This window comes from Aurantiacibacter sp. MUD11 (assembly GCF_026967575.1).
Taxonomy (GTDB): domain Bacteria; phylum Pseudomonadota; class Alphaproteobacteria; order Sphingomonadales; family Sphingomonadaceae; genus Alteraurantiacibacter.
In genome coordinates this window covers 631,670-652,971 of record NZ_CP114054.1, presented here as the reverse complement: position 1 = coordinate 652,971, position 21,302 = coordinate 631,670, and the positions used below count along the sequence as shown (strand labels likewise).

Genomic DNA, 21,302 nt, shown 5'->3' with positions numbered 1-21,302 from the left:
AATTGAAACGGATTACGCCTGCCATACCGTCTGGCAGAACTGCCGTGGGTCGACATTGCCGCCGGACAGCATGATCACGGTCGTGCCGTCCAGCTTGGCCTTGCCGGTCAGGGCCGCAGCCAGCGCGACCGCGCCGCCCGGCTCCAGCACCAACCTCAGGTTGGCGAAGGCGAACCGCTGTGCCTCACGCACTTCGGCCTCGGTCACGCGCAGGCCGTAGGGGCAACGTTCCTTGAGGATGGCGAAGTTCAGCGGGCTGGTGGCGAAGGTCTGCAAGGCATCGCAGGCGGTTGGGGGAGGGTTCTCGCCCACCGACTGGATTTCGCCCGTCTCGATGGAGCGGCAGATGTCGTCCCAGCCTTCGGGTTCCACCGGGACCACCTCCGCTTCCGGGCAGGCGAGGGCGAGGCCGCCGGTCAGCCCGCCGCCGCCGCAACAGGCAAGGATGCGCGTCGGGGCAGGCGCGCCCTGTTCTTCCAGTTGCGCCAGGATTTCGATACCCGCGCTGCCCTGGCCTTCGATCACCCATGGGTCGCCGAAAGCATGAACGTAGACCGCGCCCTTTTCCTGTGCGAGCCCCTGCGCGATTGCCTCGCGGTTCTCGGTCATGCGGTCGTAAGTGACGACCTCCGCGCCAAGCTCTCTCGTGCGGTCGAGCTTAATCGGCGGTGCGTCCTGCGGCATGACAATGGTCGCGGGGATGCCGAGCCGTTTCGCAGCCCATGCCACGCCTTGGGCATGATTCCCGCTGGAAACCGCGACCACGCCCTTGGTCTTTTCTGCATCGCTCAGGTCGCTCAGCCGGTGCCAGCCACCGCGAATCTTGAAGGCGCCGATGGGCTGCAGGCACTCCGCCTTGGCCCAGACCTTCTGTCCGTCGATTTCGAATGGAATCAATGGTGTAGGCGGCAAAATCTCCGCCATCTTGCGCGCTGCTTCCAGCACGCCATCTCGTGTCGGCGTTCTCAAGTTTGGCGAATCCCCCATGCGCGCGTCTAATACCGCTTTACGAAGGGATGACTAGCACCTAATGGCGCGCGCCCCTATGCAGGGGAACGTCCAGTGACAGGACCCGTTTGCAAGGCATAGGGACCAGGAGAATTTGAAAGAATGAGCGACAGCAAGATCAATGACACGCGCAAGGCAGAACTGCTGAGCACCCAGGTCGAACATATCGACATTACCAGTTTCGACGCGCGCCCGATCATTGATTCCATGCGCAAGATGAGCTTCACGAGCCGCGATCTTGCGAACGCAACCGGCATCTACAACCAGATGCTGGCCGACAAGGACTGCACGATCTTCCTCGTCATCGCCGGTTCGACCAGCGCGGGCGGCTGCATGGACCTCTATGCGGAACTCGTCCAAAACAACATGGTCGACTGCGTCGTGGCTACCGGTGCCACCATCGTCGACATGGATTTCTTTGAGGGGCTTGGCCACAAGCACTACCAGGCGCTGGAAGTGCCGGACGACGATACGCTGCGCTCGCTCTACATCGACCGCATCTACGACACCTACATCGACGAAGAGCAGCTGCAGGATTGCGACTTCACGATCAACAAGATCGCCAACTCGCTGCCGCCAGGGCCGTACTCCAGCCGCGCCTTCATCCGCGAGATGGGCAAATATCTCGTCGAACACGGCAAGAAGGAAAACAGCCTCGTCAAGCTCGCCTACGAGCATGACGTGCCGATTTTCTGCCCGGCCTTCGTCGACAGCTCGGCCGGTTTCGGCCTGGTGAAGCACCAGGTCGACCAGATGGCCAAGGGCGAGCCCTACCTGATGATCGACGCCGTGGCGGACTTCCGCGAACTGACCGACATCAAGATGAAGGCCGGCGAAAGCGGCCTGCTGATGGTCGGCGGCGGCGTGCCGAAGAACTTCATCCAGGATACCGTCGTCTGCGCCGAGATCCTCGGCCACGAAGACGTCGCCGTGCACAAATACGCCGTGCAGATCACCGTTGCCGACGTGCGCGACGGTGCCTGTTCGTCCTCGACGCTGCAGGAAGCGGCCAGCTGGGGCAAGGTCTCGACCGCCATCGAACAGATGGTGTTCGCGGAAGCCGGCTCGGTCATGCCGCTGCTGGCGTCTGACGCCTACCACCGCGAACACTGGAAGACCCGCGAGAAGCGTCGCTGGGCCAAGATCTTCGACAAGTAGGACCTATCGTTCCGGCTCGTTCAGGGCGGCGCACAGTTCGGCCATGGCCATGAACTGGGCGACGCTCATTTCCACCATCTCGCGGTCGCGCTGGTGGTTGAGCGAGCCGGATTCGAACATGTTCTCGGTCGTCAGGACGATCGTCAGTTCGCGGTCCTTGAACAGCGTCTTGATGCCCTGGCCCTGAAAGGCCTGCTCCAGCGCGATCAGCCGTTCGATATAGACCGGGTGGACGAGGTAGCGCGCCTCGGTCTGGTCCGATGTGAAGACGGTAAAGGTGTCCTCGAAATCGGGGTGCACCATGTCCGCCTTGTCCAGCACCACGCCATCCAGCGTGATCTGGTCGGCTTCTCCGAAGAACAGGAACTTGCGGTGCCTGCCTGACCGTTCCAGCAGCGTTGTCGCGTGGAAGGTGCGCTTGAAGCCGATGGTGATCACGGGACCGCGAAACACGGTGACCCAGCGCCGGTTCTTCCCGCTGCCGCGCCGCTCCTGCAGGTGGGCTTCGTGCAGGGTGAAGGGCAGGCCGGTGATTTCGCCAGACCACAGGTCCTCGAAATTCGAGCGCTGGTGATTGGGAAACATCTTGTGGGACTTCGCCCGTTCGAAGCCATGGCTCCCGTCGCAATCATGCGCGTATTCCAGGCCCAGTGCCTCGGCGATGGCGGCATTGATGCCGGACTTGGTTTCCTTCTTTGCCCGCATCGCCGGGATGCGGCTCCACCACAGTGCGCCCATGCCGGCGGCCACGGTCAGGAACAGGCGGAAATCGCCGAGCGGTGTGAACCATAGGAACGACAGCAGCGGCAACAGCACCAGCGCGGAGACGAAGTAGCGCTTGTTAGTCTTGGCCTTGGCAGCTTCGCGCACCTGCACCTGGCCTTGCAGGAACCGGCCAAGTTCGCCTGCCATCAGTGCATCGACATTCGGCCGCTCGATCATCCTGTTCCCCGTCACCCCTTTTCGGACAGAAGCTTTAATGGCACACAATTACTTAACAGGGGTAGGGTAAGGTCACAGTCATGGAACTGCTTGTTGTTATTGTCGTCATCGTGGTGCTGCTGCTGTTCGTGGTGGGCATCTACAACCGGCTCGTCGCGCTGCGGCAGAACGTCAACCAGGGCGTGGCCGACATCGATGCGCAACTGCGCCAGCGGCATGACCTGATCCCGAACCTGGTGAACACCGTGAAAGGCTATGCGGGGCACGAGCAGGATACGCTGGAGCAGGTCATCCAGGCGCGCAACACCGCCTCGCAGGGGGCGATCAATTCGCAGGACGAGGCAAAGCTGCGCGTGGCGCTCGATCGGTTGCTGGCGCTGGGAGAAGCCTATCCCGACCTGAAGGCGAGCGCCAACTTCCAGGAGTTGCAGCGCGAACTGGCCGACGTGGAAGACAAGCTGGCTGCGGCTCGCCGTGCGCTGAACGCAGCCGTTTCGCGCTACAATACGGGCCGGGAGACCTTTCCCGCGGTGCTTTTTGCCGGCGCGCTCGGCTTTCAGCCCGCCGATTTCCACCGCCTGGACGACAGTGAGAAGGGCCTTGTCGACCAGGTGCCCGACGTGCAGTTCTGACAACGGAACGGTCCGTCCGTTTTCGCTTGCGATTCAGCGAATCCGGCTTATATGCGCGCTTCCGCTGCCCCAAGGGGACTTCCTAACCGCAAGGCAGCTTTGTCTTGAATTACCGTTCGGAGGTCCCTTGAGTTGCACCAGTTCCCTGACGCCAAGGCTGTAGTCCGCGCCCTGACGCCGGACGATCCGGTTATTCTCACGCGTCCCCACGCCGCATCGCGTGCCGCCCGCTTCTTTGTCGAGAAGTTTCCGGGCAAGGCGATGTATGCGGTGAAGGCAAATCCCTCGCCGGACCTGATCCAGATCCTGTGGGATGCGGGCGTTACCCATTACGATGTCGCCTCGATCGCGGAAGTGCGCCTGGTGCGCACTCTGCTGCCCGATGCGACACTGTGCTTCATGCACCCGGTGAAGACCGCGCGCGCCGTGCGCGAGGCCTATTTCGAGCATGGCGTGCGGACTTTCAGCCTCGATACGCTGGAAGAGCTGCAGAAGATCGTCGAGGCGACGACCGCTGAAGACGGTACTCCCGCCGGTGACCTGAGCCTGCTGGTGCGCATGCGCGTGTCCTCGGAACATTCGCAGCTGTCGCTGGCGGCCAAGTTCGGCGTCGACCTGGCCGATGCCGCGCCGCTGCTGCAGGCGACCCGCCAGCATTGCGACGCGCTGGGTATCTGTTTCCATGTCGGCAGCCAGGCGATGACCCCGTTTGCCTATGTGCAGGCGCTGGAGCGCGTCCGCGCGGCGATTGCCGAGGCAGCGGTGACCGTCGATATCGTCGATGTGGGCGGCGGCTTCCCGAGCCAGTATCCGGGCCTGGAGCCGCCGGCGCTGGAGGATTACTTCGCGCAGATCCACCGGCATTTCGAAGCGCTGCCGATTTCCTATTCGGCCGAATTGTGGGCCGAGCCGGGCCGCGCGCTGTGTGCCGAGTATTCGTCGATCATCGTCAAGGTGGAAAAGCGCCGCGGCGAAGAGCTGTACATCAACGACGGCGCCTATGGCGCGCTGTTCGATGCAGCCCATGTCGACTGGCGCTTCCCGGTCCGTGCCCTGGAAGACGACCTGCGCGAACCGCTGGCCGAATTCTCGTTCTACGGCCCGACCTGCGACGATGCGGATTACATGAAGGGCCCCTTCATGCTGCCCGCCGACATCCAGGCCGGCGACTACTTCGAGATCGGCATGCTGGGTGCCTATGGCGCGGCGATGAAGACCGCGTTCAACGGCTTCGGTGCCACCGAAGGTGCGGTCGTCACCGACGAGCCGATGGCCAGCCTCTATCGTGGCGACCGTCCGGATCCGCGCGCCAGCGACAACGTCGTCAACCTGCGCTGAGATTACTTGCAATCCTCCTCCCGTGTATTAGTTAGATAATACACGGGAGGAGGATGAGCATGAGGTTTCCTGCGCTTGCCGCGTTGTGCGTGGCATTTACGCCGGCCGCGGCGTTGGCCGACCATCACGAGACTGCGGGCGAGGATGCGCCTGTCGAGGTGATGGTGCTTGGCGTCTACCATTTCGCCAATCCCGGCCTCGACGTGATCAATATCGAAGTGGACGATGTGCTGGTTCCGCAGCGCCAGCAGGAGCTGCAGGCAATATCCGACGCGCTTGCCGAATGGCGGCCAACCCGCATCCTGTTGGAAGCGCAACCCGATACCGAAGACCTGCACATTCCCAGTTTCCGCGAAAATCCTGCGCAACGCGTGGCAGAGGATCGCAACGAGCATTACCAGCTCGGCTATCGCCTGGCGCTGCAACTTGGCCATGCGGACGTTTACGGCTTCGATGAGCGGGGGGATGAAGGCGAGCCGGACTATTTTCCCATGGGTGAAGTGCAGGCCTATGCCGAACAGCACGGGATGATGGATCGCCTGACCGCCCTGTTCGGTTGGGCGGAAGCCACGATCGGTGGCATGAGCGCTGACGATGCGGAATGCTCGATCGCGGCCAACTTGCTGGACCACAACGATCCCCAATGGCTGGAGGAGGGGCATTCGCGATTGTACTACGGCATGCTTCCCTTCGGGGATGCGGAAGACCAGCCCGGTGCGGAACTCAACGCCTATTGGTTCATGCGCAATGCCAAGATGTTCGCCAAGGTCGGCCTGATCGCCGAGCCCGGAGACAGGGTGCTGATCATCGTCGGGTCAGGGCACAAGTACTGGCTTGACCACCTGGTACGGAACACGCCGGGTTATGCCAGCATAGACCCGCGACCCTACCTTGAAGCCGCTGACGACGGGCGCTGTTCCTGACGCCCGTCGCCTGTGCCGCCAAGTGGCAGCCTATTCAAAAATACTGATGCCGCGCGATTCCCGCTCGGTGGAACGGTGCAGGATGCCTTCGGACGGGATCTCCGGCTTGAAGGCTTCATGACAGGCGAGGCAGTTCTGGACCAGGCGATCGCCGATCGCGCGCCAGGCTTCCTCGTCGGTCGACTGGGCCTCTGCCAGCGGCAGGGCGTCCTGGCCGATCTCGGTCAACTGGTCTGACATTTCCTGCCAGTTCGCTTCGGCGGTCCATTGCTGGTCGAACTCGCCGGTGCCGGGAACCTTCATCACCTGGCCGCCCAGGATCATGTCGTAGGTGGCGCTGCGAACAAGGTCCCAATCCTTCTCGTCCTGCGGCATGTCACCATTGCCGATTGCCCAGAGGTAATCGGCGGAATTGTCGACGAGACCAACCATGACTGCATTGGTGCTGACCGGCAGTGCGGTCAATGATGCGCCACTTGCGGCATCGGCCGGCTCTACCGGAGCTTCCGCCTGGTTGCATGACGCAAGCCCCAAGCACATGGCGCTCATCACCAGGATGGTCTGTGTTCGCATAGTCCGTCTCCCCTTCTACCTACCCGTTTGAGTATTACGGCATAAAGCAAAGGAGCGCGCAATCCGCTTTGACCAAGGTCAATCGGCCTAGGGATTGCGCTGGACGGTCACCTGCATGAATTGCGGCTGGCTCTTGGGACCATCGCCCATCATCGCCGACGGGTAATTGCCGGGCGGCAAGGAGGCGAGGGGCATGCCCGCTGCAGCCAGCGCGTATGGCGAGACGCGGTGACGCGTGCACAGGCCGCCGGCGCCGTCGCTGATCAGCGGCGTTTCGAATTCGACACCGATGGTGGCGTCTTCGGAGCGCTTCACTTGGCAGACCACCAGTTGTCCGCCGCCCAGGTCAAGCACCAGCCCGGTACCTTCAGGCACGCCGACCAGTCCCTCGATCCGCGAACCGGTCTTCGACAGGTCGCGCATCACGGCGTCGTAGCGGTGATCTTCGTGGATGATGCCGATCCGGCGGAACACGCTGCGGCGTTCGGGGCGATAGGTATCCGGGCCGTTCGGCTGGATCTTGTAGCCGCCGCTGGCGATCTCCTCGAGGATCTCACCCTGCGGACGGGCCTTGGAGTAGATCCAGCCCTGGATGTACTTGGCGCCCTTCTCGCACACGAGGTTGAACTGGTCGAAGGCTTCCACGCCCTCCACCGTCACGTCCATTCCCAGCGCGTTGGAGAGACCGATGATCGCCGAGATGATCTTGGCGCTGTTCTGGTCCTTCTGCGTGCAGCTGTCGACGAAGCTCTTGTCCACCTTCAGCTTGTCGAAGGGAGCGGAACGCAGGTAGCTGAGCGAGGAATAGCCGGTGCCGAAATCGTCCAGCGCCAGCCGCACGCCCAGCTTCTTCAGCGCGCTGAAGGTGGCATCGGTCGCTTCGCTGTCGCCCATGAAGACCGTTTCGGTCAGCTCCAGCTCCAGCCTGTCGGGATCGATCTGCGTATCCGCCAGCACATTGGTGACGATGGCGGCGAAGCCCTTGTTGGCGAACTGCTTGGCCGAAACGTTGACTGCGACGCGGACATTGTCCGGCCATTGCAGCGCGTCCTCGCAAGCCCGCCGGATGGCCCATTCGCCCAGCATATTGATGAGGTCGCTATCCTCGGCAACCGGGATGAAGTGCATCGGCGGGATATTGCCCTTGTCGGGATGCTCCCATCGCATTAGCGCCTCGAAGCCCACCACCATGTGATCGCTGGTGCGGACCACGGGCTGATAGTGCAGCTGCAGCTGGTCGCCCTGCAAGGCCTCGCGCAGGTCATCCAGCATGATCTGGCGTTCCTGCTCCACGTCCTTCAACTCGGCCGAATAGAAGCGGTACATGCCGCGTCCGCCGTTCTTGGCTGCGTAGAGCGCAAGGTCGGCGCTGCGCACCAGTTCGTCGCGCTCCAGGCCGTCGTAAGGCGCAATGGAGATGCCGACCGACGCGCCGATGATCGCACGCTTGCCTTCCACCTGGTAAGGCGAGGACAGCATCTGGATGATCTTGTCGGCGAGGTCGCCCAGCGCCCCGCGGTCGTCGAGGTCGGGCAGGATGATCTGGAATTCGTCGCCGCCGAGGCGACCGATCTCGCCCTTGTCGCCAATGACCGCCCGCAGGCGCTCCGCAACCTGTTTCAGCAGGTCGTCGCCGGCGGGGTGGCCCATGGTGTCGTTGACGTATTTGAACTTGTCGAGGTCGAGCAGCATCAGCGCGCAGGCGCGCTTGGCGCTCTTGTAGGCGGCGAGGGTGCCGTCGAGCTTGCGGTTCATCCGGTGACGGTTGGCGAGGCCCGTCAGGGAATCGAATTCGGCCAGCCGCGAATCCTCCAGCTTGCGCTGGAATTCCACGGTCACGTTCTTCACGCTGCCGCGATAGCCGATGTTGTTGCCTTGTTCGTCGACCTTGGGATGCCCGGTCAGCGACCACCACACCGACTCGCCCTTCGCATTGGCAAGTTTCACCACGAGGTCGTTGAGCTTGGTGCGGGAGGAGAGCAGAAAGTTCAGCGGACGATCGGACTTTTCGTCCGGGTTGTCGCGGTCAATATCGAACAACTCGACCAGCGGACGACCGATCAGGCGTTCCGCATCCGCGCCAAGGCTTTCGATCGCCTTTTCCGAGAGGTAGGAGAGGCGACCTTCGCTGTCGCTGGCCCAGATCCAGCCGATGCCGGCTTTCTCGAAATCGTCGAGCACTTCCATCCGCAGCCGACTGTCATCACCTGCTGCGCCACTGGAAATCTTAAAGAGGCCTCTAACCGCCATTCGCTCCAACCATGCGTCCGGTGCCGGACATTTCCGGCCACTGGCGCTGGCTATCGCTCATAATGGTTTATTTGCAGCTAACGAAGCTGCCGAAAGGGCAGTTCAGGCGGCTTTCTGCAGATCCAGTTCCAGTCGGTCCCAGATTTCCACCAGTGCCTCTGCCAGCTCGTCCATCATCACTTCGGTATGGGCGGGGCCGGGGGTGAACCGCAGGCGTTCCGTCCCGCGCGGCACGGTGGGGAAATTGATCGGCTGCACGTAAACGCCGTATTCGGCGAGCAGGATGTCGCTGATCTTCTTGGCGCGAACCGGATCGCCCACCATCAGCGGGACGATGTGTGTGGTGGAATCCATCACCGGCAGGCCTCGGTCCCGCAGCTTCTGCTTCAGCATGGCGGCATTGGCCTGCTGCGCGTCGCGTTCCACGCTGCTTTCCTTCAAGTGCTTCACCGATGCCAGCACGCCCGCCACCAGCACGGGGCTGAGCGAGGTGGTGAAGATGAAGCCAGGGGCATAGCTGCGGATGCAGTCGATCACCTTCTTGCTGGAGGCGACATAGCCGCCCATCACGCCGAAAGCCTTGCCCAGAGTGCCTTCGATCAGGTCGATACGGTGTGCGGCCTCGTCGCGTTCGGAAATGCCGCCGCCATGATCGCCGTACATGCCCACGGCGTGGACCTCGTCGATGTAGGTGAGGGCGTTGTACTTCTCCGCCAGGTCGCAGATCGCGTGGATCGGGGCGACGTCGCCATCCATCGAATAGACGCTTTCGAAGGCGATGACCTTTGGCGTGTCGGCGTCTTCGGCAGCCAGCAGTTCCTCAAGGTGCTCGAGGTCGTTGTGGCGGAAGACGCGCTTCTCGCAGCCCGAGTTGCGAATGCCGGCGATCATGCTGGCGTGGTTCAGCTCGTCCGAGAAGATGATGCAGCCCGGCAGCAACTTGGCCAGCGTGGACAGCGTCGCGTCGTTGGAGACATATCCGCTGGTGAACAGCAGCGCGGCTTCCTTGCCGTGCAGTTCTGCCAGTTCCTGCTCCAGTTCGATGTGGTAGTGCGTGTTGCCGCCGATGTTGCGCGTGCCGCCCGAACCGGCGCCGACATCGTGCAGCGCCTCTTCCATGGCCTCGATCACCTTGGGATGCTGGCCCATGGCGAGGTAGTCGTTCGAGCACCACACGGTGATCGGCTTCGGCCCGTTGTGCCCGGCAAAGCAACGCGCATTGGGGAATGCGCCCTTGTTGCGCAGGATATCGATGAAGACGCGATAGCGCCCTTCCGAGTGCAACCGGTCGATGGCCTGGTCGAAGATCTGGTCGTAATTCACGCGCTCGTCCAAACTACGCCGCATTGACCCCCGTCGCGGCTCGATTCCACGGGGACTTAGTCAATCGGGACGGGGTATTGAAGCACGAAGTTTGCGAGGGATTCGCAACTAAAGCTTCTCCATGCGCAACAAACCGTAAGGTTCGAGGGCGGGGAGCAGGTTCGGTTCGACCGGTCCGGTGAGCAAGGCGAGGTCGGGCTTGTCGCGCCGGAATTCCTGCCCTTGCGTCAGGTGCTCGATCCGGCGGGCAATGCCCTCGGCGCCGTGGATGAACCGGATGTCCTCGCCCAATGCTGCGCGCAATTCGTCTTCCAGCAGGGGGAAGTGCGTGCAGGCGAGCACCACCGTGTCGATGGTGTCGCCGCCGGCCTGCAGCACCATGCCGCGCACCGCATCGGCCACGCGATCGACGCTGACGGGCTTGCCGCGCAGCTTGTCCTCCGCCGCGGCGACAAGGTCCGGAGCGGCATGGCGCAGCAGGCGCTTCTTCTTCGCGAATTCGGCCTCCAGCTTGTCGACATAGGCCTGGCGAATGGTGGCGGCGGTGCCGAGCAGGCCGATGGTGCCGGTCTGCGTCAGCGCGGCGGCGGGCTTGATCGCCGGCACGGTGCCGACAATCGGAATTTCCAGCACGTCGCGCACCATGCCCAGCGCAATCGTGCTGGCGGTGTTGCAGGCGATGCAGATCAGGCGCGGGTGATAGCGTTCGGCAAGGCGGCCGAGCAGGCCGGCGACCCGCGCGGCAATCTCCGCCTCGGTCTTCTCGCCATAGGGCAGGCCGGCGGTGTCGGCGACGTAGATGACGGGCGCATCGGGCAGGCGTTCGCGCAGGGCCGAAAGCACGGTTAATCCGCCAAACCCGGAATCGAACAGCAGGATGGGAGAGGTGGCTTCGGCTTGCATCTGGGGCAGCGGGTACTGCGTTCGGCGGGTTTCGACAAGTTTGGGCTTCGACAAGCATCGGGCGAGCGGTTAAGACTTTGCCCATGGACCAGTTTCTCGGATTCCTTATGGGTTATCTCTCCGGCTCGATCCCGTTCGGGCTGTTGCTGGCGATGGCCGCAGGCAAGGGCGATATTCGCACCATCGGCAGCGGCAATATCGGCGCGACCAACGTGCTGCGGACCGGCAGTAAGTGGCTGGCAGCGGGGACGCTGCTGCTGGACCTCGCCAAGGGGCTGGCGCCGGTGCTGCTGGCCAAGACGATCTTCGCGCAGGAGGCGGCCATGCCCGAAGCCGCCTATGGTCCGGTGCCGCTCGCGGCATTGGGCGCGGTGCTGGGGCACTGTTTCCCGATCTGGCTGAAGTTCAAGGGCGGCAAGGGCGTGGCGACCAACGCCGGGGTCTCGTTCGGCCTCGCGTGGCCCGTAGGCCTGGCCTACGCGCTGGTGTGGCTTGCCATGCTGGGCCTCACCCGCATCAGCTCGGTCGCCGGAATGAGCGCGGTTGTCGCCGCTGCCATCGCGGCGATTGCGCTGGGCTATTCGGCATTCGTTCCGGTGCTGGTGGTGATTGCCGTGCTGATCATCTGGCTCCACCGCGCCAATATCGGCAGGCTACTGCGCGGCGAGGAGCCGAGGGTCGGCGGCAAGAAGTGACAGCGGTCGCGCTGACCCAGGACGAGGCTTTCGCCCGCATCCGGTTGCTGCGTTCCGCCAATATCGGCCCCGTCAGTTATGCCCAGCTGCTGCACCGTTTCGGTTCCGCGGTGGAGGCGGTGGCAGCCCTGCCTGACCTTGCCGCCCGCGGTGCCAAGCGCAACTACAAGCCCGCTCCGCGCGAGAAGATCGAACGCGAGGTCGAGGCAACCCGCAAGGCCCGCGCGCGCTACCTGTTCCACGACCAGCCTGACTATCCGGCACTGCTTGCCGCCATGGAAGGCGCGCCGCCGATCGTCACCATGCGTGGCGACATTGCGCTGGCCGCCAAGCCTTGTGTGGCCATGGTTGGCGCGCGCAACGCTTCTGCGGCTGCGGTCAAGCTGGCGCGCGACTTTGCCCGCGAACTGTCGGAGGAGGGCTTCGTGGTGGTCTCCGGGCTCGCCAAGGGCATCGACGGGGCCTGTCACGAGGGGGCCATGCCCGCGACCATCGGGGTGATCGCCAGCGGCATCGACATCGCCTACCCACCGCAGCACGCCAAGCTGCAGGAGCAGATCGCCAGCGAGGCGCTGCTGATTGCCGAGGAAGCGCCTGGCACCGAGCCGCGCGGCCAGCAGTTCCCCAAACGCAACCGCATCATCGCCGGCCTGGCGATGGGCACGGTGGTGGTGGAGGCCGCGCCCAAGTCCGGCTCGCTGATCACCGCCAGGCTGGCAGGCGAGGCTGGGCGCGAAGTGATGGCGGTGCCTGGGCATCCGGCGGACTCGCGCTCGCAAGGGTGCAACCAGCTGATCCGAGAAGGCGCGGTGCTGGTGCAATCGGCAGCGGACATCGTCGAACTGCTATCCGGCTTCGACGGCCAGCCCCGATCCAGCGTGCAGGAGCAAGGGCCGGGCTGGCTTTATAATGAGTCGGAGCCTGAAGTGTCGGCAGATAGCGTCGTCGACCTGCTCTCCACCGCGCCGGTGGCAGTTGATGAACTGGTCCGCCAGACCGGCGGCACGCATGGCGCGGTGCAGATGGCGTTGCTGGAGCTGGAAATTGCCGGGAGGTTGCAACGGCATGCGGGCGGACGCGTGTCGCTCGGCTGAGCATGGGGGAGGGGGCGAAATGAAGGCGACGTTCGAATTCGATGAACTGCTGGCGAAGATGATCGAGCTGGCACAGCGCAGCCTGGTCAGCCTGGCGCCGCTGTTCGTAGTGCTCACGGCCGTTGGCCTTGGGGTCGACTACTACCTGTCCGATTCCACCTTCGCCGGCCTGTTCCTCACCATCTTCCAGTTCGTGCTGTCGTATTTCTTCGTGAAGAAGCTGGCTGAGGTCGTCGGCTTCATCGAGGAGGGCGAAATCGGGCCGGGCTTCGGCGCCTATTTCGGGCTGTCCTTTGTCATGGGGCTGGGCACCGGCATCGGCTTCCTGCTGCTGGTGCTGCCCGGCATGTACCTCACGATCCGCTGGATCCTGGCCTATCCCATGCTGTTCGCGCCGCGCGAAAGCGGGGGCAATCCGGCGGAACCGCTGCGGGCGAGTTGGCAGGCGACGGGGCCGGTCTTCTGGAAACTGGCCGTGGCCTACCTGTTCTCGCTCGTGGCCCTCGCGCTGACGTTCTACATCTACTGGGATCCCGGATTTGACGAGTTGCTGCGACCGCAGTTGATCCCGCTAGCTATTGCCAACGTGCTGAGCTCGGCCGTGCTGATCTACAACATCATCCTGGGCTTCGCGGCCTTCCTGCTGGTGTCGGGAGATATCCATGAAACCGTGGAAGTCTTCCAGTGACACCCGCCGCCACCTTCGCTCGCCGCGCTTACCTGGTGGCTGCGATTTACGGCTTCCTTGCCGTGCCACAGCTCTATTTCGTCGAGGCGCCGGACCCGCATCGGCTGCTCTACTTCGCCTTCGCCGGGATCGCGCTGGTGTTCCAGGGTGTGTTCGTGGTGATCGCCCGCGATCCGGTGAAATATACGGCGTTCATTCCGCTCACGGTGTTCGAAAAGGTCAGTTTCGGCGTCCCCGCATTGGCGTTCTGGTCTCAGGGGCAGGCGAGCGACAGCATGGCCCTGGGCGGAGCCGTGGATCTGCTATTTGCCTTGCTTTTCATAGTCGTATGGCGCCGCTTTGCGAATGCGACTACCTTGACAGGGGCCTGAAATCAGCGACTGTGTGCCGGGGACGGCAATTTCGGGGGAAAGATCATGGAGTTCCAGGCAGCCAGAGAGCTCAAGATCGGCTCGATCATCAATGCGACGCTGGATGTCATCGAGCGTAACATGGTGCCTGCTCTGATCTTCGTCATGGTCGTTACGGCGGTCAACGCCGCCATCGCCTATCTCGGGTTGAGCTACACCTCGTTCACGCGCGAGCTGGCGAAAGGCGCCATTGCCTTCGTCTTTGCCGTGGCTGCCGCCTACGTCCTGTTCGAAGTGATGCTGCGCAAGGGCAACCTGGTGGAGCGCAAGTCCGACGAGGAGCTGCTGGGCTATGCGCTGCTGTCCATCCTCTATTCGCTGGGGGTCGGCATCGGCTTCATCCTGATCATCTTCCCGGGCCTCTATTTCATGGCGCGCTGGAGCGTGGCGCAGCCCTTGGTGATCGCCCGGGGCAATGGCGCGATCGAGGCGATGAAGGAAAGCTGGGAACGCACCAAGGGCAGCGAGTTCTCCATCCTGATCGCCATCGTGATCCTGATCATCGTCCCGGCGGCGATCTCCTTCCTCGTCACGACCGGCTTCGAGCCGGACGATCTGCTGGGCATCACCATCTCGCAGCTCATCTCGAGCGCATCGAGCATGATCGGCATAGCGATGGGCGGTGCGCTGTACCGGCTGATCATCGCGGGACCGGACGGAGCCATGGCGAAGACGTTCGAGTAGCACTTGGCCACTTGACGAATCTCGGCAACCCGATTCACCCTCGCGCGTACGTACACGTGTAAGGACCACCCGAACTCATCATGCAGCTTGTCATCGTTGAATCGCCGGCCAAGGCGAAGACCATCGAGAAGTATCTCGGCGCGGACTACAAGGTTCTCGCCTCTTACGGCCATGTCCGCGACCTGCCACCCAAGGACGGCAGCGTGCGGCCGGAGGAAGACTTCGCGATGGACTGGGAGGTCTATTCCGACCAGCGCAACCGCAGCCAGGTAAAGGCCATCGCCGATGCGGCGAAGAAGGCGGACCGCCTGATCCTCGCGACCGACCCCGATCGCGAAGGGGAGGCGATCAGCTGGCACGTGATGGACTTGCTGAAGAAGCGCAAGGCGCTGCCGGAGCAGGTGGAGCGCGTCACCTTCAACGCCATCACCAAGGCCGCCGTGACCGAGGCGATGAAGAGCCCGCGCGAGCTCGACCAGGACCTGATCGACGCCTACCTCGGCCGCCGCGCACTGGATTACCTGTTCGGCTTCACCCTTTCGCCCGTGCTGTGGCGCAAGCTGCCCGGCGCCAAGTCGGCTGGCCGCGTACAGTCGGTTGCCCTGCGCCTGATTTGCGAGCGCGAGCACGAGATCGAGATCTTCAAGCCCGACGAATACTGGTCCGTCACCGCCAAGATGGCGCAGGACGGCACCGATTTCGACGCCCGACTGGTGCGTTTCGACGGGCAGAAGCTGGAGCGACTCACGCTCGGCGACGAGGGCACGGCCATGGCGGCCAAGGCCGCGGTCGAGCAGGGCAACTTCACCGTCGAGGAAGTCGAGACCAAGCCGCTCAAGCGCAATCCCGCGCCGCCGTTCACCACCTCCACGCTGCAGCAGGAAGCCGCGCGCAAGCTGGGCTTCTCCGCCAGCCACACCATGCGGCTGGCGCAGTCGCTCTACGAGGCTGGCGCGATTACCTACATGCGTACCGACGGCGTGCAGATGGACATGAGCGCCATCATGGCCGCGCGCGATGCCATCGTGGAGCGGTTTGCCGAGGAATACCGTCCGGAAAAGCCGCGCTTCTATTCCACCAAGGCCAAGAACGCGCAGGAAGCGCACGAGGCCATCCGTCCGACCAATTTCGGTCGCGACCGTGCCGGATCGGGCGACGAGGCCAAGCTGTACGACCTGATCTTCAAGCGCGCGATGGCCAGCCAGATGGCGACCGCGCAGCTGGAACGCACCACAGTCACCATGCGCGATCCCACCGGCAAGCACGAATTGCGCGCCACCGGCCAGGTGGTGAAGTTCCCCGGTTTCCTGGCGGTCTATTCCGAAGGCCGCGACGAGAAGTCGGACGAGGATGACGACAACCTGCTGCCGGTGATGCGCAAGGGCGATGCCCCGGCGAAGAAGGCCGTCGAGGCGACGCAACACTTCACACAGCCACCGCCGCGCTTCTCCGAAGCCAGCCTGGTGAAACGGCTGGAGGAACTGGGAATCGGGCGTCCGTCCACCTATGCCTCAACCATCCAGACCCTGCGCGATCGCGATTACGTGCGGATGGAGAAGAATCGTTTCTTCGCAGAGGATTCGGGCCGCCTCCTAACAGCATTTCTGGAGCGTTTCTTCCCCCGGTATGTGGCCTACGACTTTACCGCGGGCATGGAAGACGAGCTGGACGAAGTCTCCGGCGGCCGGGCCGAGTACAAGGAACTGCTCGGCAGGTTCTGGCGCGACTTCAAGCCCAAGAGCGACGAGGTGATGGAACGCCAGCCATCGGAAGTGACCGAGGTGCTGGACGAGTTCCTCTCCGACTACCTCTTTCCCGAGCGCGAGGACGGCAATCCGCCGCGCTGGTGCCCATTGTGCGCGGAACAGGGCCGCGAAGGCGGCGAACTGCACCTGCGCGGTGGGCGCTATGGCGCCTTCATCGGCTGCGTGAACTACCCGGAATGCAATTTCCGGCGCAAATTCGGCCAGCCGGGCGGTGACGACGGCTCCGACGACGGGGTGATGGGCGAAGATCCCGAAACCGGCCTGCCGGTGGAGCGCAAGACGGGGCGCTTCGGCCCCTATGTGCAGATGGGCGAGGGCAAGGAGGCCAAACGCGCCTCCATCCCCAAGGACATCGACGATTTCGACCTTGAATGGGCGCTCAAGCTGCTGGGCCTGCCGCGCATCATCGGTCCCCACCCGGAAACCGGCCTCGATATCGAGGCGGCGATCGGTCGCTACGGGCCCTACCTGCGGCACGATGGCAAGTATGCGAAGCTTTCGGGCACGCGCGATGTGTTCGATGTCGGCATGAACCGCGCAGTCGACCTGCTGGCGCAGGCGGCGAACCGCAAGGGCGGGCGTGGTAGCCGCGAACCGCTCAAGGTGCTCGGCAAGACCGAAGCCGGCGACGAGGTGAAGCTGATGGACGGCCGCTATGGCCCCTATGTCACCGACGGCAACGTCAACGCCACCATCCCGCGCGACAAGGACAAGGATGCCCTGACGCTGGACGAGGCGCTGGCCCTGATCGCCGCGAAAGCGGCCAAGGGGCCGGCCAAGAAGAAGCGCAAGGCCCCCGCGAAAAAGAAGAAGGCTCCCGCCAAGAAGAAGGCGGCGGCGAAGTAGCGGGAAATCGGCATGTTAGTCCTCGCCTTGGCCGCTGTGAGTGCGATGTCCTCGGCATCGCTGAGCGAGGGCCAGCAGGCGCAGCTCATGCAACGCTTCATCGGCCGTGTCCGGAACGATGTTATCGTCCGGATCGAAGTCGATGTCTCGCCAGAGGGTGACCCACTGGCTTGCCGCATGCTCGAATTTCACGGTGACGAGCGGGGACCGGAGCAGATCTGCCCGGCCATAGAACGCAGGCGCTTCCGGTCTGGCACCGGTCCGGACGGGACGCCGCAACATGTGCGGCTAGAGATGGAAATTGCGGTTGGCCGCTACCAGGGCACCAGTTTCCAGCGTCCGTTCATCGCTCTTCAGACTCCATCTCTTCCCGACGGGGACGAGCGGACCGACATCTTTGTTAATGCCTTTTTCGACGCGTCGGGCAGTCTGCTTGCCTGCGAAGGCAGGGACGCCAATGCTCCGCAGAACTTCGTCGAGGCTGCTTGCGGAGAACTAGGCAGGCACGAGGTTCGCACCTTTTCCGGTGAAGATGGCAATTCTGTCCCATACCTGCAGACCGTGCGTGTCGCCTTCGTGGCGGGGCCGTCGCAAGGGGTGTAGCCCATTGCATGCTAAGGATCGGCATCCTTCACGGCGTTGGTAAATAATCAACTTTCCCACGCTAGGCAGGTCTTCCAAATTAGAGGTCTGCCACGTGATTGAAGTCGAAATCCAGAACGAGACGACCCAGACGCAGCACAAGCTGCGCTTTGCCACTGTCCCGCGTATCGGCGAAGGCGTTCGCCTGCGGGATTCGAATGGCCTGTGGGAAAGCTACGATGTTCTCGACGTGTGGTACCAGAAGGCCGAATTCGGCGATGTCTGGGTGCCCTATGTCCATGTTCGCGTAACCGAAGCGCCGATGGCGGCTGCTTCGCTTACCGGCGGCTACTAGGTCCACGGGGAGAGCGCGAAACATGCAACACCTGATCAAGCGTACCACCGGACCCCGCGCCCAGGCCGAGGCGAAACCGTCCGATGGCACCACGCTCGCCGAGCGCCTTGCCGCCAGCCGCAGCGCCGCGCGCAAGGAAGCGCCGGTGGAGTCGCCCGAAGACGAGATCATCGAGCAGGCCAAGGCTGCTGCCGCTGCGCCGCAGCCAGCACCCGTCGAACCGGAGGCTGACTCTGTCGACGACGCCGAACTCGACACCGATGCCATCGTGCGCGCTGCCAAGGCGGAACGCGACGGCGTTGCCCATCCGTCCGGCAACGGCAAGAGCTGCCTGGTCGTCGACGACAGCCGCGTGATCCGCAAGGTAGCGGCGAAGATGATGCTCGACCTCGGCTACCAGGTGAGCGAGGCGGAGAACGGCGAAGAGGCGCTGGCCCGTTGCCAGCACGAAATGCCGCATCTCGTGCTGACCGACTGGAACATGCCGGTGATGAGCGGGCTGGAATTCGTGACCGCCCTGCGCGCCATGCCGACCGACCGCGCGCCGACGGTCATCTTCTGCACGTCGAAGGGTGATGCGAAGGACATTCACGCCGGCATCAAGGCGGGCGCGGATGACTACATCGTCAAGCCGTTCGAGGAAGACCAGGTCCGCAAGAAGCTGGCCAAGCTGGGCGTTGCCTGAGCCGCGCAGCGGCTATTTCACCCAGTCGAGGCCGATCTCTTCGTAGATCTCGCGGTTTTCGGCCCATTTCTCGTCCACCTTCACATGCAGGAAGAGATGGACCTTCTGCCCAAGCAGCTCTGCCAGCTCCTTGCGCGCGGCCTCGCCGATTTCCTTGATCCGCTGTCCGCGCTTGCCGAGCACGATGGGCTTCTGGCTGTCGCGCGCGATCACGATCTGCTGGCGGATTTCCACGCTGCCGTCGGGGCGCTGGGTGTAGCTCTCGGGGCGTACTGCGGCATCGTAGGGCAATTCGTCGTGCAACTGCGCGTAGAGCTGCTCGCGCGTCACCTCGGCGGCGAGCAGGCGTTCGGACGCGTCGGATACCTGGTCTTCCGGGTAATGCCACGGCCCTTCGGGCATCAACCGGGCAAGGTTGGCCTTCAGTTCCGGAACGCCGTCACCCGTCAGGGCGGAGACGAAGTAGACCTCCGCGAAGTCGACCTCGGCAGTCAATTCCTGCGCCAGTTCGAGCAGCGGCTCCTTCTTCGACACGTCGACCTTGTTGAGCACGAGGATCTTGCGCTCCTTGCGGTCCTTCAGCTGCTCCAGCAGCGGCATCAGTTCGTGCCGGCGCTGCTTGACCGGGTCGACCACCAGCAACACCGCGTCGGCGGCGACGGCGCCTTCCCAGGCCGCGCTCACCATGGCGCGGTCCAGCCGGCGCTTGGGAGCGAAGATGCCCGGCGTATCGACCAGGATCATCTGCGCCTTGTCATGCAGGGCGATGCCCAAGAGCCGTGCGCGCGTGGTCTGCGCCTTGGGGCTGGTTATGGCGACCTTCTGGCCGACCAGCTGGTTCACCAGCGTCGACTTGCCGGCATTGGGCGCCCCGATCACGGCGACGACGCCGCACCTCTCCTTGTCGGTCTCGCTCATCCGAACTTCTCCATGAACAGTCGTGCTGCCTCGGTCTCGGCATCCTGCTTGCCACCGGCCTCGGCCTCCACCGCGCCAACATTGTGCACGCTCACTTCGACGGTGAAGCGGCGGGCGTGATCCGGGCCGGAGGTGGCGATGACCTTGTACACCGGCGGGCGGCGCTGGTTGCCGGCAGCCCATTCCTGCAGCGCGCTCTTGGGATGCTTGCGGTGGCCGGTCTGGCCTTCGAAGACCTCCCGCCAGATCTCGCGGATCAGCGCGCGCGTGGCATCGAAGCCGGCCTCCTGGAAATTGGCGCCCAGAAGGGCTTCCATGATGTCGCCAAGGACATTGTCGCTGTCCTGCGCGCCGTCCTCGCGCGCCTGCTTGCCGAGGCGGACGTGCTCCGCCGCACCCAGCGCGCGAGCACGCATGGCGCAGGTATGCTTGCTGACCAGCGCATTCAGCCGTTGCGCCAGCTTGCCCTCGGCCGCGTCGGAATGTTCGTAGAGCCAGTCGGCAATGGTCAGCCCCAGCACCCGGTCGCCGAGGAATTCCAACCGCTGGTAGTCGTAGGTCTCGCCGGTGCTGCCGTGAGTGAGGGCGGCGCACCACAGGTCCTCGTCATTGACGGTGAAACCGCGCTCGCGCAGCCATTCCACGGTGGCGGGTTCGAGCAGGCTCATATGCCGCGGAACATCCGGCTCCACCGCGCGGCGGTGAACCAGGTCCATGGCTTCACCCATTCGGCATTGCCGTCGGTGGACCAGTACATGAAGGTGGCTTCGGCAACGAGGTTCTCGGTCGGCACCAGGCCCACCCAGCCACCGGCGACGGAGGCGCGGCGGCTGTCCTGCGAATTGTCGCGGTTGTCACCCATCATGAAGACATGGCCTTCGGGGATGATGACCGGCGCGGTGTTGTCGACGCCGACAATGCCGAGGTCCAGCACGTTGTAGCTGACGCCATTGGGCAGCGTTTCGCGGAACTGCGGATAGCGGCATGCGGGCGTGCCGTCGTCCAGCTGCATGGCGAAGCGTCCGTCATAGCAACGGCCACCGGGGCGCACGGGCAGCACGAAGTCCTCGATCCGTTCCTTCGGCACGGCATTGCCGTTCAGGTGCAGCACGCCGTCCACCATCTGCACGCTGTCGCCGGGCAGGCCGATCACGCGCTTGATGTAGTCGGTCTTGTCGATCGGGTGTTTGAAGATGGCGATGTCGCCATGTTCGGGCAGGGTATCGAAAATCCGTCCGTTGCCCATGTCCACGTTGAACGGCAGCGAATAGCGCGAATAGCCGTAGGACCACTTCTGCGCGAACATGTAGTCGCCCACCAGCAGGCGCGGCATCATGCTTTCCGACGGGATGTTGAAGCTGGTGAAGAAGAAGGTGCGGAAGATCAGCACCACGATCACCAGCTTGACCAGGAACCAGCCGAAGCTCTTCCAGTCTTCCTGTTCCTCGGTCTTCTGCTCGGCAGGGTCGACCACTTCGCGGGTTGGGGCGTTTTCACTCATCGCGAGGGTCAATGTTGCCAGTCTTGCC

22 protein-coding genes are annotated in these 21,302 nt (G+C 63.6%); 13 read left to right on the top strand and 9 right to left on the bottom strand.

What is annotated here, in order from left to right; all coding sequences use genetic code 11:
* Window positions 1–12 precede the first annotated feature (12 nt).
* Window positions 13–987 (bottom strand): threonine ammonia-lyase, encoded by a 975-nt coding sequence (locus OZN62_RS03170; RefSeq protein ID WP_269101304.1) that lies wholly within the window; start codon window positions 985–987, stop codon window positions 13–15.
* Window positions 988–1,110: 123 nt separating this feature from the next.
* Here OZN62_RS03170 and OZN62_RS03165 point away from each other — a divergent pair, with 123 nt between their 5' ends.
* Window positions 1,111–2,166: a 1,9-bis(guanidino)-5-aza-nonane synthase gene (locus tag OZN62_RS03165; RefSeq protein WP_269101303.1), complete on the top strand. Its 1,056-nt coding sequence runs from the start codon at window positions 1,111–1,113 to the stop codon at window positions 2,164–2,166.
* A gap of 3 nt (window positions 2,167–2,169) precedes the next feature.
* Here OZN62_RS03165 and OZN62_RS03160 read toward each other — a convergent pair whose 3' ends face one another.
* Entirely contained in the window at window positions 2,170–3,108 is a 939-nt protein-coding gene (locus tag OZN62_RS03160; RefSeq protein WP_269101302.1) for a DUF3137 domain-containing protein, read from the bottom strand.
* An 80-nt stretch (window positions 3,109–3,188) separates the two neighbouring features.
* Between OZN62_RS03160 and OZN62_RS03155 the strand changes: the two genes are divergently transcribed.
* The 3 genes from OZN62_RS03155 (at window position 3,189) to OZN62_RS03145 (ending at window position 6,001) form a co-directional block, all read left to right on the top strand.
* Window positions 3,189–3,740 carry a LemA family protein gene (locus OZN62_RS03155; RefSeq protein ID WP_269101301.1) on the top strand — a complete coding sequence of 184 codons (552 nt, stop codon included), beginning with the start codon at window positions 3,189–3,191 and terminating at the stop codon, window positions 3,738–3,740.
* Between the two features lie 132 nt (window positions 3,741–3,872).
* A complete protein-coding gene (locus OZN62_RS03150; RefSeq protein ID WP_269101300.1) occupies window positions 3,873–5,078 on the top strand; it encodes a type III PLP-dependent enzyme in 1,206 nt (401 codons plus the stop codon).
* Between the two features lie 89 nt (window positions 5,079–5,167).
* A complete protein-coding gene (locus tag OZN62_RS03145; RefSeq protein ID WP_269101299.1) occupies window positions 5,168–6,001 on the top strand; it encodes a DUF5694 domain-containing protein in 834 nt (277 codons plus the stop codon).
* Window positions 6,002–6,031: 30 nt separating this feature from the next.
* Here OZN62_RS03145 and OZN62_RS03140 read toward each other — a convergent pair whose 3' ends face one another.
* The 4 genes from OZN62_RS03140 to murI all read right to left on the bottom strand — a co-directional run bounded on the left by OZN62_RS03140 (window position 6,032) and on the right by murI (window position 11,050).
* Complete coding sequence (locus OZN62_RS03140) at window positions 6,032–6,574, bottom strand: hypothetical protein (RefSeq protein ID WP_269101298.1); 543 nt, start codon at window positions 6,572–6,574, stop codon at window positions 6,032–6,034.
* A gap of 87 nt (window positions 6,575–6,661) precedes the next feature.
* On the bottom strand, window positions 6,662–8,761 hold the full coding sequence (locus OZN62_RS03135; protein ID WP_269101297.1) for a putative bifunctional diguanylate cyclase/phosphodiesterase: 2,100 nt from the start codon (window positions 8,759–8,761) through the stop codon (window positions 6,662–6,664).
* Window positions 8,762–8,926: 165 nt separating this feature from the next.
* Window positions 8,927–10,147, bottom strand: a complete 1,221-nt coding sequence (hemA, locus tag OZN62_RS03130) for a 5-aminolevulinate synthase (protein ID WP_269102214.1) — start codon at window positions 10,145–10,147, stop codon at window positions 8,927–8,929.
* 108 nt (window positions 10,148–10,255) lie between these two features.
* Window positions 10,256–11,050 (bottom strand): glutamate racemase, encoded by a 795-nt coding sequence (gene murI, locus OZN62_RS03125; RefSeq protein WP_269101296.1) that lies wholly within the window; start codon window positions 11,048–11,050, stop codon window positions 10,256–10,258.
* 83 nt (window positions 11,051–11,133) lie between these two features.
* Between murI and plsY the strand changes: the two genes are divergently transcribed.
* From plsY to OZN62_RS13930, 9 genes are all read left to right on the top strand, one after another.
* The gene (gene plsY, locus OZN62_RS03120) at window positions 11,134–11,745 is read left to right on the top strand and encodes a glycerol-3-phosphate 1-O-acyltransferase PlsY (RefSeq protein WP_442864386.1); all 612 of its coding nucleotides are present in this window, start codon (window positions 11,134–11,136) and stop codon (window positions 11,743–11,745) included.
* Complete coding sequence (dprA, locus tag OZN62_RS03115; RefSeq protein ID WP_269101294.1) at window positions 11,742–12,839, top strand: DNA-processing protein DprA; 1,098 nt, start codon at window positions 11,742–11,744, stop codon at window positions 12,837–12,839. The genes plsY and dprA overlap by 4 nt, the downstream gene beginning before the upstream one ends.
* A gap of 19 nt (window positions 12,840–12,858) precedes the next feature.
* Window positions 12,859–13,527 (top strand): hypothetical protein, encoded by a 669-nt coding sequence (locus tag OZN62_RS03110; protein WP_269101293.1) that lies wholly within the window; start codon window positions 12,859–12,861, stop codon window positions 13,525–13,527.
* Complete coding sequence (locus tag OZN62_RS03105; RefSeq protein ID WP_269101292.1) at window positions 13,524–13,898, top strand: hypothetical protein; 375 nt, start codon at window positions 13,524–13,526, stop codon at window positions 13,896–13,898. Before OZN62_RS03110 ends, OZN62_RS03105 begins: the two co-directional genes overlap by 4 nt.
* A gap of 45 nt (window positions 13,899–13,943) precedes the next feature.
* The gene (locus tag OZN62_RS03100) at window positions 13,944–14,621 is read left to right on the top strand and encodes a glycerophosphoryl diester phosphodiesterase membrane domain-containing protein (RefSeq protein ID WP_269101291.1); all 678 of its coding nucleotides are present in this window, start codon (window positions 13,944–13,946) and stop codon (window positions 14,619–14,621) included.
* An 80-nt stretch (window positions 14,622–14,701) separates the two neighbouring features.
* Complete coding sequence (topA, locus tag OZN62_RS03095) at window positions 14,702–17,233, top strand: type I DNA topoisomerase (RefSeq protein ID WP_269101290.1); 2,532 nt, start codon at window positions 14,702–14,704, stop codon at window positions 17,231–17,233.
* A 12-nt stretch (window positions 17,234–17,245) separates the two neighbouring features.
* Window positions 17,246–17,836 carry a hypothetical protein gene (locus OZN62_RS03090; protein WP_269101289.1) on the top strand — a complete coding sequence of 197 codons (591 nt, stop codon included), beginning with the start codon at window positions 17,246–17,248 and terminating at the stop codon, window positions 17,834–17,836.
* 94 nt (window positions 17,837–17,930) lie between these two features.
* Complete coding sequence (locus OZN62_RS03085) at window positions 17,931–18,170, top strand: hypothetical protein (RefSeq protein WP_269101288.1); 240 nt, start codon at window positions 17,931–17,933, stop codon at window positions 18,168–18,170.
* A 22-nt stretch (window positions 18,171–18,192) separates the two neighbouring features.
* Window positions 18,193–18,855, top strand: a complete 663-nt coding sequence (locus tag OZN62_RS13930; protein ID WP_330848757.1) for a response regulator — start codon at window positions 18,193–18,195, stop codon at window positions 18,853–18,855.
* 12 nt (window positions 18,856–18,867) lie between these two features.
* Here OZN62_RS13930 and era read toward each other — a convergent pair whose 3' ends face one another.
* Genes era through lepB form a run of 3 tightly spaced genes read right to left on the bottom strand, consistent with a single transcriptional unit; the run spans window position 18,868 to window position 21,274 of the window.
* On the bottom strand, window positions 18,868–19,773 hold the full coding sequence (gene era / locus OZN62_RS03075) for a GTPase Era (RefSeq protein ID WP_269101287.1): 906 nt from the start codon (window positions 19,771–19,773) through the stop codon (window positions 18,868–18,870).
* Window positions 19,770–20,441 (bottom strand): ribonuclease III, encoded by a 672-nt coding sequence (gene rnc / locus OZN62_RS03070; protein WP_269101286.1) that lies wholly within the window; start codon window positions 20,439–20,441, stop codon window positions 19,770–19,772. The genes era and rnc overlap by 4 nt, the downstream gene beginning before the upstream one ends.
* Entirely contained in the window at window positions 20,438–21,274 is an 837-nt protein-coding gene (lepB, locus tag OZN62_RS03065) for a signal peptidase I (protein ID WP_269101285.1), read from the bottom strand. The genes rnc and lepB overlap by 4 nt, the downstream gene beginning before the upstream one ends.
* Between the last annotated feature and the right edge of the window lie 28 nt (window positions 21,275–21,302).

Excerpts from the sequence above, each read along its gene's own strand:
- topA (WP_269101290.1), top strand. The coding sequence starts at position 14,702 with ATGCAGCTTGTCATCGTTGAATCGCCGGCCAAGGCGAAGACCATCGAG.
- murI (WP_269101296.1), bottom strand. The coding sequence starts at position 11,050 with ATGCAAGCCGAAGCCACCTCTCCCATCCTGCTGTTCGATTCCGGGTTT.
- OZN62_RS03170 (WP_269101304.1), bottom strand. The coding sequence starts at position 987 with ATGGGGGATTCGCCAAACTTGAGAACGCCGACACGAGATGGCGTGCTG.
- OZN62_RS03100 (WP_269101291.1), top strand. The coding sequence starts at position 13,944 with ATGGAGTTCCAGGCAGCCAGAGAGCTCAAGATCGGCTCGATCATCAAT.
- OZN62_RS03110 (WP_269101293.1), top strand. The coding sequence starts at position 12,859 with ATGAAGGCGACGTTCGAATTCGATGAACTGCTGGCGAAGATGATCGAG.
- plsY (WP_442864386.1), top strand. The coding sequence starts at position 11,134 with ATGGACCAGTTTCTCGGATTCCTTATGGGTTATCTCTCCGGCTCGATC.
- OZN62_RS03165 (WP_269101303.1), top strand. The coding sequence starts at position 1,111 with ATGAGCGACAGCAAGATCAATGACACGCGCAAGGCAGAACTGCTGAGC.
- rnc (WP_269101286.1), bottom strand. The coding sequence starts at position 20,441 with ATGAGCCTGCTCGAACCCGCCACCGTGGAATGGCTGCGCGAGCGCGGT.
- era (WP_269101287.1), bottom strand. The coding sequence starts at position 19,773 with ATGAGCGAGACCGACAAGGAGAGGTGCGGCGTCGTCGCCGTGATCGGG.
- OZN62_RS03135 (WP_269101297.1), bottom strand. The coding sequence starts at position 8,761 with ATGGAAGTGCTCGACGATTTCGAGAAAGCCGGCATCGGCTGGATCTGG.
- OZN62_RS03090 (WP_269101289.1), top strand. The coding sequence starts at position 17,246 with ATGTTAGTCCTCGCCTTGGCCGCTGTGAGTGCGATGTCCTCGGCATCG.
- OZN62_RS13930 (WP_330848757.1), top strand. The coding sequence starts at position 18,193 with ATGCAACACCTGATCAAGCGTACCACCGGACCCCGCGCCCAGGCCGAG.
- OZN62_RS03140 (WP_269101298.1), bottom strand. The coding sequence starts at position 6,574 with ATGCGAACACAGACCATCCTGGTGATGAGCGCCATGTGCTTGGGGCTT.
- OZN62_RS03155 (WP_269101301.1), top strand. The coding sequence starts at position 3,189 with ATGGAACTGCTTGTTGTTATTGTCGTCATCGTGGTGCTGCTGCTGTTC.
- lepB (WP_269101285.1), bottom strand. The coding sequence starts at position 21,274 with ATGAGTGAAAACGCCCCAACCCGCGAAGTGGTCGACCCTGCCGAGCAG.
- OZN62_RS03160 (WP_269101302.1), bottom strand. The coding sequence starts at position 3,108 with ATGATCGAGCGGCCGAATGTCGATGCACTGATGGCAGGCGAACTTGGC.